We start from the raw sequence: 12,852 nt of genomic DNA on the forward strand, positions 1-12,852 counted from the left end.
TGCTCCACGGACGGAAGGCACGGGACCTGCGGCGCTCAGACGGGCACCATCTCCTCTGTGGCGTCCCGCTCCGGGGTGCGTCCCCCTGGCAGGACCCGGGCCAGCCAGTGCGAACGGCCGGCCGCCAGAGGCGCCAGGACCGCCAGCAGGAGGACGTACCCGGCGATGAACGGGGAGAGCCGTTCGTCCAGCCCCGCGCCCGCCGCCATCGTGGCCAGGATCAGCGCGAACTCGCCCCGCGCCAGCAGCGTGGTGGAGATGTTCGCCGTCGCCTGCGGCCCGAACGCGTAGATCCTCGCCGTGGCCATGCCCGCGAAGACGTTCATGGCCAAGGTCACGGCGACCGCGGCCAGGACCGGCCACACGACGCTCGGCAGGTCCCCGGGGTTGATGGAGAGCCCGAAGGCGAAGAAGAAGATGGCGCCGAACGCGTCCCGCAGCGGATGGACCAGCTTCAGGATGCGCGCACCCGACGTGGTGCTGCCCAGCATCAGGCCGACCATGAACGCGCCGATCGCGTCGGCGACACCGAACCACTCCGAGACGCCCGCCACGAAGACCGCGGCGCCGAGGAAGGAGATCACCAGGAGCTCGTCGTCGCCGGTGTGGATCAGCTTTCCGATCAGCCGCGTGCCGAAGCGGGCCGCCACGGCGAGCAGCAGCAGGAAACCGAAGGCCTTGCCGCCGTCGAGCACGGCCGCGCCGAGGCTGTCCGCGCCCGAGAGGACCGGCTGGAGCGCCGCCAGATAGAGGGCGAGGAAGACATCCTCCACGACGATGATGCCGAGGATGGGCCGGGTCTCCGGGCTGCCGATCCGCCCCAGATCCACCAGCACCTTCGTGACGATGGCCGAGGACGAGATCCCGAGCACTCCCGCGAGTACCAGGGCCTCCGAGGTACCCCAGCCCAGCGCGAACCCGAAGCCGAGGCCCGCGCCGACGTTGAGCGCGAGATAGGTGCCACCGGCGAGCGCCATCCTGCGCCCGCCCTTCTTCAGGTCGTCGAGATGGAATTCGAGGCCGAGGTAGAAGAGCAGCAGCACCAGGCCCAGCGCGGACAGCATCTCGAGGTCGTGGGGGTCGTCGAGCAGGACCACCCCCGGGGTGTGCGGGCCGAGGAGGATCCCGGCCAGGATGAACAGGGGAATGGTCGGCAGTCCGATGCGCCCGCCGACGCGGGCCAGGACGGCGGCGGCAAGGAAGGCGCCGCCCATGGCGATGAGCGTGTCTGCGTGTCCGATGAGCCCGTCTCCTTCGTCAGGTCAAGAGAACGTCAAGGAATCGTCAGTAATTAGTTTACCGAACGATATGGACGTACTCCTGGGCCTCCGGGGAAGGGGAGGGTCCGGCGTACAGTCGGCGCATGCCGATCCCGTATCTGACGCTGTCCCAGGTGGAGGCGATCGCCCGCGAGGCCCATCGCACGCAGACCGACAAGGCGGGCCGCCCGTACACCGAGCACCTGGCCGCGGTGGCCGAAGGGGTACGCGTCCGGGGAGGCGGCGAGGAGCAGATGGCGGCGGCCTGGCTGCACGACGCGATCGAGGACGGGGCGCTCACACGGCAGTGGCTGGACGAGGCGGCGCTGCCGGAGCGGGTGAAGCAGATGGTCCTCGCCGTCACCAGAAGGGACGGCGAGGACCTCTTCGCGTACACCGGGCGGATTCTCGCCACACCAGGTGCGCTGCTCGTCAAGGAGGCGGACCTGGCGCACAACGCCGACCCGGAGCGACTGGCCGTGCTGGAGCCCGCGACCCGTACCCGGCTGACCGAGAAGTATGCGCAGGTACGCGGGCTGCTGGGGCTCGACGGGGGCGAGGGGCCTCCGGACCGACAGGATTCGGCCAACCCGGCCACGAGCTGACGTGGTGCCCGGACCGGCTCCGTTCGAGGGGGCCGATCCGGACACCCGCACTCAGCGCTTGGCGGGGGTCCTGGTGCGGAACGCCCAGTTCATGTCCGGCTCGGTGGCGAAGCGCAGGGCTCGCCGGACCGGCGGGGTGCACAGCAGCGTCACGGCGACGCCCGCGACCAGGGAGACGAGGACCAGGCCCGCGGGGTCCTGGAGCCACTCGTACCGGTCGACCAGACCGAAGTAGTCCGCGCCCCTGATGAGGAAGCCGTGCATCAGGTAGCCGCAGATCGTTCCGGCTCCCAGCGCGGTGAACCACATGTGCCGGCGGGGCACCCAGGACAGGAACGCCACGGTGAGCACCAGCGCGCAGCCGAACATCGCCAGGGTCATCACGGCCCCCGACCACCAGGGGGAGTCCATCTCCTGGGCGCTGTTGCTGCGGTAGAACCAGCCGAGCTGCATGCGCGGCGCGGCCCAGTAGGCGAAGACCAGGGCGCCGGCGAACAGCGGGACGGCGGCGAGCCGTACCTCGCGCCGCCGGATCATCTGGAAGTGCTCGGGCTTCATCAGCAGGCCGAGGACGAAGAACGGCAGCAGCTGGCAGACCCGCTGGAGGTCCAGGTCGTCACCGATGCCCGGCGTCACCGAGGCCAGCATCGCGATCACGAGGGCGACCGGGAGCGGGTGGCGCAGCGACTGCCAGATGGGCGTGGTGACGCGCCAGATGAAGAGCGCGATCAGGAACCAGGTCAGGAAGAACGGGTCGAGCAGGGTGATGGGCGTGTCGCCGTCGCCGCCGGCGTAGCGCTTGAAGAGCGAGTACGCGGTCTCGAAGAGCACGTAGGGCACGACGACCCCGGTGACCAGGCGCTTCACCTTGGACGGGCTCATGTCGAACGAGCGGGAGAAATAGCCCGATACGAGGATGAACGCCGGCATGTGGAACGTGTAGACGATCATGTACAGCGCCCGCGCGGTGCGGCTGCCGTCCATCACCGGCTCCCACGCGTGCGCGATCGCGACGAGCACGATGGCGATGTACTTCACATTGTCGAAGTACGCGTCACGGCGCTTGGCCGGTGCGGCCGCCCCGGCGGGGGCGGGAGCGGTCCCGGTGCGGGCGGCGGGGGCCACCGCGGTCGCCGGGTTCCGCTCTTGTCTCGGCTCCGACTCCCGGCTCTCCGGGGTGATCGGGGCCCTCTGAATTTCGCTCGGAGCTTGGGACATCTGATGCACCTTAGACCCGTCGATCGGCATGCGTAAAACGAGGAAGAGAATTCGCGTGTTCCCGCACGATCGAAAGTCAAACCAGGTGGATCTGACCGGTACGTAGTGATTCATCCCTCTTAAATAGGGCATTTCGGCGGCTTGTTGGTGAGAGTGAATTACGTCGCACCAACGTGCGGGAAATGACTGTGAATGAAGTGTGCGGATATGGAAACGATCACATCCGGCAATATTCGAACTCCTCTGCGCACAGCGGACGTACAGCTTTCCCGGTGCTCCCCCGCAGGCCCCGGGAGTGCGGCCCGGCGGTCGGCCCCGGCTGTGCGCCCGCGGTCGCGAGGATGGCGCGATCCGGCCATCTCGCCTCTTCACCCGGCAGCAACGGCAGGGGAGTTGGTGGCACGATGTAGCCCGACGGAGGTGTGCCGGGCCGCACGCCACCGGGCCGGCAAGGCGGACCGACCAAGGGTGTGATCAGTCATGGCCATTTCACTGTCTGTGGTGCTTCTGCTGGGGATCGTCATGGTGGTGCTGATCCGCGGTGGATCCCTCAAGGGCGGACCGGCGGTCGTCGCCATGCTCTTCGGCTTCTTCCTCGCGTCGACCGGCATGGCGCCGTCGATCAACAGGTTCATGAACTCGATAGCCGACACGATCAACCAGATCAGCTTCTGAGTCCCCCGCGGGGACCGCTCGCGGCCGCCCGGGCCGGCCTGACGCGCCGGGCCGGGCCGCGGCGTGTGCGCGCAGGGCGTCGGCCGCCTGTGGGATCCGGGCCGGGAGCCGAGCCCTTCGGGCCGGTGCGCGGTCACTGCCGGCAAACGCGTCAGGGCCGGACCGAGGAGGGATCCTCGGTCCGGCCCTGAGCCGTTGGAGCGGGCGACGGGAATCGAACCCGCGTAGCTAGTTTGGAAGACTAGGGCTCTACCATTGAGCTACGCCCGCAAGCGCCGTGATGCCGGGTCCGGAGGCCCGGTGGATCTCGGTACGGGAAGCATCGTAGCGGGTCCGGGGCGGTGAACGCACACCCGTATCGGCGAGCCCCTCGGGACCCCTGTGCGACGGGCCGCGCAAAGCGGCCGACGCACCGCCTTCGTGCATGTACCCTACGTGTCGCACCGACGGGGTGTGGCGCAGCTTGGTAGCGCGTCCGCTTTGGGAGCGGAAGGTCGTCGGTTCGAATCCGGCCACCCCGACCACCAGCAAGATCGCATTGTGGGAGTGCCTCCCCTTGCCGTTACTATGCAAAATGCGTGCCCGTGTGTCTGATGTACCGGGCTCGATCCGCGAAGCCGCCTCTCGGCGGCCCAGCAGAACCCCAAGAAGTCAGCCACCAAGGAGACCGAACCGTGAAGAGCGCCGTGGAGACCCTGAACCCGACTCGGGTTCGGCTCAGCATCGAGGTGCCCTTCGAGGAGCTCAAGGACAGCCTCGACGCGGCGTACAAGAAGATCAACCAGCAGGTCACGGTGAAGGGCTTCCGTAAGGGCAAGATCCCGAACCGCGTCATCGACCAGCGGTTCGGCCGTGGTGCTGTGCTGGAGGAGGCCGTCAACGACGCCCTCCCGAAGTTCTACACCGAGGCTGTCAACGAGGGTGAGCTCAACGTTCTGGGCCAGCCCGAGGTCGACATCACCGAGCTCAAGGACGGTGAGCTGCTGGCCTTCACCGCCGAGGTGGACGTCCGTCCCGAGATCGAGATCCCGGACTACTCCGGCATCGAGGTCACCGTGGACGCACTCGAAGTGACCGACGAAGAGGTCGAGAAGGCCGTGGAGCAGCTCCGCGAGCGCTTCGCCTCGACCAACCCGGTCGAGCGCGCCGCCGCCGAGGGCGACGTCGTGACGATCGACCTGGAGGCCAAGGTCGACGGAGAGGTCCTCGAGGACGGCGTGGCCGCGGGTGTCTCGTACACCATCGGTTCCGGCGAGCTCCTCGACGGCATCGACGACGCCGTGAAGGGCCTGGAGGCCGGTGGCGAGGCCACCTTCACCTCCGAGCTGAAGGGCGGCTCCGCCGAGGGCAAGGAGGCGGAGGTCACCGTCAAGGTCACCGCCGTCGCCTCGCGTGAACTGCCTGAGCTGGACGACGACTTCGCGCAGATGGCGAGCGAGTTCGACACCCTCGCCGAGCTCCGCGACGACAGCCGCAAGCGCCTCGAGAACCAGAAGCAGTACGACCAGGCCACCCAGGCCCAGGAGCGCGTCCTCGACGAGCTGCTGAAGCTGGCCGAGGTCCCGATCCCCGAGAAGCTGCTCGCGGACGAGGTCCAGACCCGCAAGCACAACCTCGAGCACCACCAGCTCGGCCAGATGGGCCTCGACCTCGAGAAGTACCTCGAGATCCAGGGCAAGACGCTGGAGGAGTTCGAGAACGAGACCTCCGAGCAGGCCGTCAAGGGCATCAAGACCCAGTTCATCCTTGACGAGCTCGTCAACAAGGAGAAGCTGAACGTCAACCAGGAGGAGCTCACCGAGCACCTCATGCGGCGTGCGGCGTCCTCCGGCATGAGCCCCGACCAGTTCGCCCAGGCCGTCGTCGAGGGCGGCCAGGTTCCGATGCTCGTCGGCGAGGTCGCCCGCGGCAAGGCGCTCGCCGTCGTCGTCGAGGCCGCCAAGGTCGTCGACACCAACGGTGAGATCGTCGAGCTCGAGGACGACGAGGAGACCGTGGAAGAGGCCACCGAGACGGTCGAGGCCGCCGAGGGCACCGAGAAGGCCGACGAGAAGAACGAGGCCTGAGCCTCGCTCCGACCGTTGAACTGATCCGCACGGCGGGCCCCGGACGTATCGCGTCCGGGGCCCGCCGTCGTATCGGCCCGCACACCCCTGGAACCCTTGTGCGGACTGCTTACCTTGCGCTCCCAGCGAACAGTTGGGGAACCGGGATGGCGTTGTCCCACCTGCGCGTTAGGGTCCATGAAGAGGAAGGGTCGGGTAGTCCCGGCCCACCCGGTACGAAGACGCTGAGACGGCCGGAGCCGTCAGAGACGAGCAGGTGGATACGTGACGAATCTGATGCCCAACGCCGCCGGAGAGCCGTCCCTCGGTGGAGGCCTCGGTGACCAGGTCTACAGCCGACTGCTCGGCGAGCGCATCATCTTCCTCGGTCAGCAGGTCGACGATGACATCGCCAACAAGATCACCGCACAGCTTCTGCTCCTTGCCGCCGACCCGGACAAGGACATCTACCTCTACATCAACAGCCCCGGCGGTTCGGTGACCGCGGGCATGGCCGTCTACGACACCATGCAGTACATCCCGAATGACGTGGTCACCATCGGTATGGGCATGGCGGCCTCGATGGGCCAGTTCCTGCTCACCGGCGGCACCGCGGGCAAGCGCTTCGCGCTCCCGAACACCGACATCCTCATGCACCAGGGTTCGGCCGGCATCGGCGGTACCGCCTCGGACATCAAGATCCAGGCCCAGTACCTGCTCCGTACGAAGACCCGGATGGCCGAGATCACCGCCCACCACTCCGGCCAGACCGTGGAGACGATCATCCGCGACGGCGACCGCGACCGCTGGTACACCGCCGAGGAGGCCAAGGACTACGGCCTCATCGACGAGATCATCACGGTGGCGTCGGGCATCCCGGGCGGCGGCGGCACCGGCGCCTGATCCGGGCGTGCACGACCCCGCACCCTCTCGTACGCCGAGACCCCCAGCCCACAGAAACGCCACCAGGATGGTGAAGACCCACATGAACAACTTCTCCGGCGCCTCCGCTAGCGGCCTCTACACCGGCCCGCAGGTGGACAACCGCTACGTCGTCCCGCGCTTCGTGGAGCGCACCTCGCAGGGCGTGCGCGAGTACGACCCGTACGCGAAGCTCTTCGAGGAGCGCGTGATCTTCCTCGGCGTCCAGATCGACGACGCCTCGGCCAACGACGTCATGGCGCAGCTGCTGTGCCTGGAGTCGATGGACCCGGACCGCGACATCTCGATCTACATCAACAGCCCCGGCGGCTCGTTCACCGCGCTCACCGCGATCTACGACACGATGCAGTTCGTGAAGCCGGACATCCAGACGGTCTGCATGGGCCAGGCCGCCTCCGCCGCCGCCGTCCTGCTGGCCGCCGGCACCCCGGGCAAGCGCATGGCCCTCCCGCACGCCCGCGTGCTCATCCACCAGCCGTCCTCGCAGACCGGCCGTGAGCAGCTCTCCGACCTGGAGATCGCGGCCAACGAGATCCTGCGGATGCGCACCCAGCTCGAGGAGATGCTGGCCAAGCACTCCACGACCCCGCTGGAGAAGATCCGCGAGGACATCGAGCGCGACAAGATCCTTACCGCTGACGACGCACTCGCGTACGGTCTGGTGGACCAGATCGTCTCCACCCGGAAGACCACCGCGGGCGCGTCCGTCTGACGTCGGTCTTTCCCCTTGGCACATTCCGTCTGCACGGCCACGGCCGTGTGAACCGTGCCAAGGGGGGCCCGAACGGGGGGTCAGGCAAGGTACCGTCGGATAGAGGCACCAGGAGCCGCTGAACCAGGCTGCTCCCAGGCGAAGGGGAAGCACCTCGTGGCACGCATCGGTGATGGCGGCGACCTGCTCAAGTGCTCGTTCTGCGGAAAGAGCCAGAAGCAGGTGAAGAAGCTCATCGCGGGACCCGGTGTGTACATCTGCGACGAGTGCATCGATCTCTGCAACGAGATCATCGAGGAGGAGCTCGCCGAGACCTCCGAGGTGCGGTGGGAGGAGCTCCCCAAGCCGCGCGAGATCTACGAGTTCCTCGAGGGGTACGTCGTCGGGCAGGAGCCCGCGAAGAAGGCCCTCTCGGTCGCCGTGTACAACCACTACAAGCGGGTCCAGGCCGGCGAGAACGGCGGGGGCGCGAACCGCGACGACGCCATCGAGCTCGCCAAGTCCAACATCCTGCTGCTGGGCCCCACGGGTTCCGGCAAGACGCTGCTGGCCCAGACGCTGGCGCGCATGCTCAACGTCCCGTTCGCCATCGCGGACGCGACGGCGCTGACGGAGGCGGGATACGTCGGCGAGGACGTCGAGAACATCCTGCTGAAGCTGATCCAGGCCGCCGACTACGACGTCAAGAAGGCCGAGACGGGGATCATCTACATCGACGAGATCGACAAGGTGGCCCGCAAGAGCGAGAACCCGTCGATCACCCGGGATGTGTCCGGTGAGGGCGTGCAGCAGGCCCTGCTGAAGATCCTGGAGGGCACCACCGCCTCCGTTCCGCCGCAGGGCGGACGCAAGCACCCGCACCAGGAGTTCATCCAGATCGACACGACGAACGTCCTGTTCATCGTGGGTGGCGCCTTCTCGGGCCTGGAGAAGATCATCGAGTCGCGGGCCGGCGCCAAGGGCATCGGCTTCGGCGCGACGATCCGCTCCAAGCTGGAGATCCAGGCGAGCGACCAGTTCCAGGAGGTCATGCCGGAGGACCTGGTGAAGTTCGGGATGATCCCGGAGTTCATCGGCCGCCTCCCCGTGCTGACCTCGGTCCACAACCTGGACCGCGAGGCGCTGCTCCAGATCCTGGTCGAGCCGCGCAACGCCCTGGTGAAGCAGTACCAGCGCCTGTTCGAACTCGACGGCGTGGAGCTGGACTTCGAGCGCGAGGCCCTCGAAGCCATCGCGGACCAGGCGATCCTGCGCCAGACGGGCGCGCGCGGTCTGCGCGCCATCATGGAGGAAGTCCTCCAGTCCGTGATGTACGAGGTCCCGTCCCGCAAGGACGTGGCCCGCGTGGTCATCACCCCGGACGTCGTCCGCGACAACGTCAACCCGACGCTGGTCCCGCGCGAGCCCCGCACGATCGGCAAGAACGACGGCGGCCGTCACGAGAAGTCCGCGTAGCGGCAAGCACATACGAAGGGGCGCCCGGCCACCGGCCGGGCGCCCCTTCCGTGTTGTGAGGTCAGATCTTGGTGCGCGAGGTGTTGTAGAGCTTCGCCGCGAGCGCTGCCGTCTCGTCCTGGGTCATGGGCTTGTTGGTCATGGCGCCGCCGATGTCGAAGCCGATCACCACACCCACGGTGCTGTAGTCGGCCCAGATACAGACCGGCATGGTCATCTCCTTGGGGCCCTTGGCCGCCGTGCCATCGGCCTCATCGTTGACGATCTTTACGTCCTGGCACTTCATCAGTGCGCCTTCGAAACCTGCGGGTGAAGCATCCTCGGGGCTTCCGACCAGTGACCCCTTGGCGTCCTCGTTCATCGCCGCTTCCCGCTCGGCGCTCTTGAACGATCCGTCGATCACCTTCTCGGGATCAGCGATCTCGCCCCACACGCCCTGAAGCATGAGCAACTTCGCTGTGAGCGGGTTCTTCGCCATGTCGCCGCTCACGTACTGGGCGCCGACCTCGTTCGGGTTCTTGACCCCCATGGCCTCTGCCTCGGCCTTGTCCTTGCCGGTCATGGCGGCACCAGGCTTGGTCTTCGAGGGGTCCTGCTTGTACGTGTCCACCGAAGCCGCGGGCGTGATCTTGTACCCCTTGGTGGAGTCCGCGACATCGCCGTTGCCGCCGCCCGAGGTCAGGAAGTACACCCCGCCCGCGACCACGGCCAGCGCCACCACGGCCGCGCCGATGATCAGGCCCGTCTTCTTCTTCGGGGCCGGCTGCGGCGGCATGCCCGGGTAGCCCTGCGGGCCGCCGTACGGCGGGGTGGGCGGCTGCTGGCCGTACGGGCCCGGCTGCTGGCCCTGCGGGTAGCCGTAGCCCGGCTGCGGGGGCTGCTGCTGCGGCGGGACGCCCTGGGGGGCCTGCTGCGGGTAGCCGTAGCCGGGCTGCCCCTGCGGCGGGCCCTGGGGCGGCTGGCCGTAGGGGCCGGGCTGCTGGCCGTACGGACCCGGCTGCTGGCCGTACGGTCCGGGCTGGCCCTGCGGCTGCTGGCCGCCGTACGGGCCCGGCTGGTTGTAACTCATGGCGCTGTCCCCTCCGGATGTTTATCTGTTCCGAACATCCTGACGGAAGCGGCGCCCGAGTAGGGCACCAGGGCACACACCGTTACCCAACAAACCGGTTTCAGTGCACGACTGTGACGCCCCTAAACTGTCTGCCGTGACCGAGAACGCAGCGCAGCAGCCAGCCAGCACCCCCGAACTGCCGACCCAGTACGCGCCGGCCGATGTAGAGGGGAAGCTGTACGAGCGCTGGGTAGAGCGCGGTTACTTCACGGCGGACCCGGAGAGCGAGAAGCCGCCGTACACGATCGTCATCCCGCCGCCCAACGTCACCGGCTCCCTGCACCTGGGCCACGCCTTCCAGCACACGCTGATGGACGCCCTCACCCGCCGCAAGCGGATGCAGGGCTTCGAGGCGCTCTGGCTCCCCGGCATGGACCACGCCGGCATCGCCACCCAGAACAAGGTCGAGCAGCAGCTCGCCGAGGAGGGCAAGTCCCGCCACGACCTGGGGCGCGAGGAGTTCATCGAGCGCGTCTGGCAGTGGAAGGAGGAGTACGGCGGCAAGATCCTCGGCCAGATGCGCCGCCTCGGCGACGGGGTCGACTGGTCCCGTGAGCGCTTCACCATGGACGAAGGGCTCTCCGCCGCCGTCCAGACGATCTTCAAGCGGCTCTACGACGACAAGCTGATCTACCGCGCCGAGCGCATCATCAACTGGTGCCCCCGCTGCCTCACCGCGATCTCCGACATCGAGGTCGACTACCAGGACGACGACGGCGAGCTCGTCTCCATCCGGTACGGCGAGGGCGAGGAGACGCTGGTCGTCGCCACCACCCGCGCCGAGACGATGCTCGGTGACACCGCCGTCGCCGTCCACCCGGACGACGCGCGCTACACGCACCTCATCGGCAAGCGCATCAAGCTGCCCCTCACCGACCGCACCATCCCGGTCGTCGCCGACCACCACGTCGACCCGGAGTTCGGCACCGGAGCCGTCAAGGTCACCCCCGCGCACGACCCCAACGACTTCGCCATCGGCCAGCGCCACGGCCTGGAATCGATGACGGTCATGGACGAGCGCGGTGTCATCACCGTCGCCGGTCCGTTCGAGGGCCTCGACCGCTTCGAGGCCCGGTCCACGATCGTCGGCGCGCTGCGCGAGCAGGGCCGGATCGTCGCGGAGAAGCGCCCGTACGTCCACTCCGTCGGTCACTGCTCCCGCTGCCACACCACCGTCGAGCCCCGGCTCTCGCTCCAGTGGTGGGTCAAGGTCGAGACCCTCGCGAAGGCCGCCGGCGACGCGGTCCGCGACGGCCGGGTCGCGATCCACCCCAAGGAGATGGAGAAGCGGTACTTCGACTGGGTCGACAACCTCAACGACTGGTGCATCTCGCGCCAGCTCTGGTGGGGCCACCGCATCCCCGTCTGGTACGGCCCCGAGGGCGAGGTCGTCTGCGTCGGCCCCGACGAGCAGCCCCCCACCGGCGAGGGCTGGACCCAGGACTCCGACGTCCTGGACACCTGGTTCTCGTCCGGGCTCTGGCCGTTCTCCACGCTCGGCTGGCCCGAGGAGACCCCGGACCTCAAGAAGTTCTATCCGACCGACGTCCTGCTCACCGGGCACGACATCATCTTCTTCTGGGTCGCCCGGATGATGATGTTCGGCCTGTACGTCATGGACGGCGAGGCCCCGTTCAAGACGATCGCCCTCACCGGGCTGGTCCGTGACGAGCGCGGCAAGAAGATGTCGAAGTCCTTCGGCAACGTCGTCGACCCGCTGGACTGGATGGAGAAGTACGGCTCCGACGCCGTCCGCTTCACCCTGGCCAAGGGCGCCAACCCCGGCACCGACGTCCCGATCGGCGAGGACTGGGTCCAGGCCTCCCGCAACTTCGCCAACAAGATCTGGAACGCCACCCGTTTCGCCATGATGAACGGCGCGACGGTGGAGGGCGAGCTCCCGCCCGTCGAGCAGCTCTCGGCCACCGACCGGTGGATCCTGTCCCGGCTCAACAAGACGGTCGCCGCCGCCGACGCGTTCTACGAGGACTTCCAGTTCGCCAAGCTCAGCGACTCGCTCTACCACTTCGCGTGGGACGAGGTCTTCGACTGGTACGTCGAGCTGTCGAAGACGACCTTCTTCGCGGGCGGCGAGCAGGCGCGGGTCTCCGCCCGGGTCCTCGGCGAGGTCCTGGACGTCACCCTGCGGCTGCTCCACCCGATCGTCCCGTTCGTCACCGAGCAGCTCTGGACGACCCTCACCGGTCAGGAGTCCGTCGTCGTCGCCGCCTGGCCGAGCGACAGCGGCTTCCGTGACGAGGCGGCCGAGCAGGAGATCGAGCTGGTCCAGCAGGTCGTCACCGAGGTCCGGCGCTTCCGCTCGGACCAGGGCCTGCAGCCCGGCCAGAAGGTCCCGGCCGAGCTGACCCTCACCGGCACGGCGCTCGCCCCGCACGAGGCGGCCATCCGCCAGCTGCTGCGCCTGCAGCCCGCCGGCGAGGGTTTCCACGCCACGGCCACCCTGCCGGTCGCTGGAGCCAGGGTCGCTCTCGACCTGTCGGGCACCATCGACGTCGAGGCCGAGCGCAAGCGGCTCACCAAGGACCTCGGTGCTGCCGAGAAGGAGAAGGCGCAGGCCACGGGGAAGCTCGGCAACGAGGCCTTCCTCGCCAAGGCCCCGGACAACGTGGTCGACAAGATCCGCGGCCGGCTCGCCAAGGCGGAGGCCGACATCGAGCGGATCGCCGCCCAGCTGGCGAACCTGCCACAGGGCTGATCCCCTGGCGACGGAGCCCCCGTACCCCCGACCGACCGGGAGCGCGGGGGCTCCGCCGCACCCGGCCGGGCGCGGCAGCGGGCGCTGCACGCGATGTCGGCGGCCATCCGTAGA

10 protein-coding genes and 2 tRNA genes are annotated in these 12,852 nt (G+C 68.3%); 8 read left to right on the forward strand and 4 right to left on the reverse strand.

What is annotated here, in order from left to right; translation table 11 throughout:
• Positions 1-35 precede the first annotated feature (35 nt).
• Positions 36-1,214 carry a cation:proton antiporter gene (locus tag ACGFNN_RS02105; protein ID WP_393552001.1) on the reverse strand — a complete coding sequence of 393 codons (1,179 nt, stop codon included), beginning with the start codon at positions 1,212-1,214 and terminating at the stop codon, positions 36-38.
• Positions 1,215-1,363: 149 nt separating this feature from the next.
• On the opposite strand from ACGFNN_RS02105, the gene ACGFNN_RS02110 reads away from it, so the two are divergent.
• Positions 1,364-1,864: an HD domain-containing protein gene (locus ACGFNN_RS02110; RefSeq protein WP_393552003.1), complete on the forward strand. Its 501-nt coding sequence runs from the start codon at positions 1,364-1,366 to the stop codon at positions 1,862-1,864.
• Between the two features lie 51 nt (positions 1,865-1,915).
• Here ACGFNN_RS02110 and ACGFNN_RS02115 read toward each other — a convergent pair whose 3' ends face one another.
• Positions 1,916-3,082 (reverse strand): acyltransferase family protein, encoded by a 1,167-nt coding sequence (locus tag ACGFNN_RS02115; RefSeq protein ID WP_393552005.1) that lies wholly within the window; start codon positions 3,080-3,082, stop codon positions 1,916-1,918.
• 480 nt (positions 3,083-3,562) lie between these two features.
• On the opposite strand from ACGFNN_RS02115, the gene ACGFNN_RS02120 reads away from it, so the two are divergent.
• Entirely contained in the window at positions 3,563-3,757 is a 195-nt protein-coding gene (locus ACGFNN_RS02120) for a hypothetical protein (protein ID WP_362555558.1), read from the forward strand.
• A 196-nt stretch (positions 3,758-3,953) separates the two neighbouring features.
• Here ACGFNN_RS02120 and ACGFNN_RS02125 read toward each other — a convergent pair.
• A tRNA-Gly gene (locus tag ACGFNN_RS02125) sits at positions 3,954-4,027 on the reverse strand.
• 177 nt (positions 4,028-4,204) lie between these two features.
• Here ACGFNN_RS02125 and ACGFNN_RS02130 point away from each other — a divergent pair.
• The 5 genes from ACGFNN_RS02130 (at position 4,205) to clpX (ending at position 8,911) form a co-directional block, all read left to right on the forward strand.
• Positions 4,205-4,281 (forward strand) — tRNA-Pro (locus ACGFNN_RS02130).
• A 150-nt stretch (positions 4,282-4,431) separates the two neighbouring features.
• Positions 4,432-5,823, forward strand: a complete 1,392-nt coding sequence (tig, locus tag ACGFNN_RS02135; protein ID WP_393552007.1) for a trigger factor — start codon at positions 4,432-4,434, stop codon at positions 5,821-5,823.
• Positions 5,824-6,099: 276 nt separating this feature from the next.
• On the forward strand, positions 6,100-6,705 hold the full coding sequence (locus ACGFNN_RS02140; RefSeq protein ID WP_362556446.1) for an ATP-dependent Clp protease proteolytic subunit: 606 nt from the start codon (positions 6,100-6,102) through the stop codon (positions 6,703-6,705).
• 67 nt (positions 6,706-6,772) lie between these two features.
• Entirely contained in the window at positions 6,773-7,456 is a 684-nt protein-coding gene (locus ACGFNN_RS02145; RefSeq protein WP_362556442.1) for an ATP-dependent Clp protease proteolytic subunit, read from the forward strand.
• 156 nt (positions 7,457-7,612) lie between these two features.
• Positions 7,613-8,911: an ATP-dependent Clp protease ATP-binding subunit ClpX gene (gene clpX, locus ACGFNN_RS02150; RefSeq protein WP_362556444.1), complete on the forward strand. Its 1,299-nt coding sequence runs from the start codon at positions 7,613-7,615 to the stop codon at positions 8,909-8,911.
• A 61-nt stretch (positions 8,912-8,972) separates the two neighbouring features.
• On the opposite strand, the gene ACGFNN_RS02155 is transcribed toward clpX, so the two are convergent.
• Positions 8,973-9,980, reverse strand: a complete 1,008-nt coding sequence (locus tag ACGFNN_RS02155) for a hypothetical protein (RefSeq protein WP_393552009.1) — start codon at positions 9,978-9,980, stop codon at positions 8,973-8,975.
• 136 nt (positions 9,981-10,116) lie between these two features.
• Between ACGFNN_RS02155 and ACGFNN_RS02160 the strand changes: the two genes are divergently transcribed.
• Positions 10,117-12,738 carry a valine--tRNA ligase gene (locus ACGFNN_RS02160; protein ID WP_393552011.1) on the forward strand — a complete coding sequence of 874 codons (2,622 nt, stop codon included), beginning with the start codon at positions 10,117-10,119 and terminating at the stop codon, positions 12,736-12,738.
• Positions 12,739-12,852 lie beyond the last annotated feature (114 nt).

Source organism: Streptomyces sp. NPDC048590 (assembly GCF_043199535.1).
GTDB lineage: Bacteria > Actinomycetota > Actinomycetes > Streptomycetales > Streptomycetaceae > Streptomyces.

Bases quoted from the DNA above. Each gene is read 5' to 3' on its own strand.
- ACGFNN_RS02140 (WP_362556446.1), top strand. From the start codon at position 6,100: ATGCCCAACGCCGCCGGAGAGCCGTCCCTCGGTGGAGGCCTCGGTGAC.
- ACGFNN_RS02105 (WP_393552001.1), bottom strand. From the start codon at position 1,214: ATGGGCGGCGCCTTCCTTGCCGCCGCCGTCCTGGCCCGCGTCGGCGGG.
- ACGFNN_RS02115 (WP_393552005.1), bottom strand. From the start codon at position 3,082: ATGTCCCAAGCTCCGAGCGAAATTCAGAGGGCCCCGATCACCCCGGAG.
- ACGFNN_RS02145 (WP_362556442.1), top strand. From the start codon at position 6,773: ATGGTGAAGACCCACATGAACAACTTCTCCGGCGCCTCCGCTAGCGGC.
- ACGFNN_RS02120 (WP_362555558.1), top strand. From the start codon at position 3,563: ATGGCCATTTCACTGTCTGTGGTGCTTCTGCTGGGGATCGTCATGGTG.
- ACGFNN_RS02110 (WP_393552003.1), top strand. From the start codon at position 1,364: ATGCCGATCCCGTATCTGACGCTGTCCCAGGTGGAGGCGATCGCCCGC.
- ACGFNN_RS02155 (WP_393552009.1), bottom strand. From the start codon at position 9,980: ATGAGTTACAACCAGCCGGGCCCGTACGGCGGCCAGCAGCCGCAGGGC.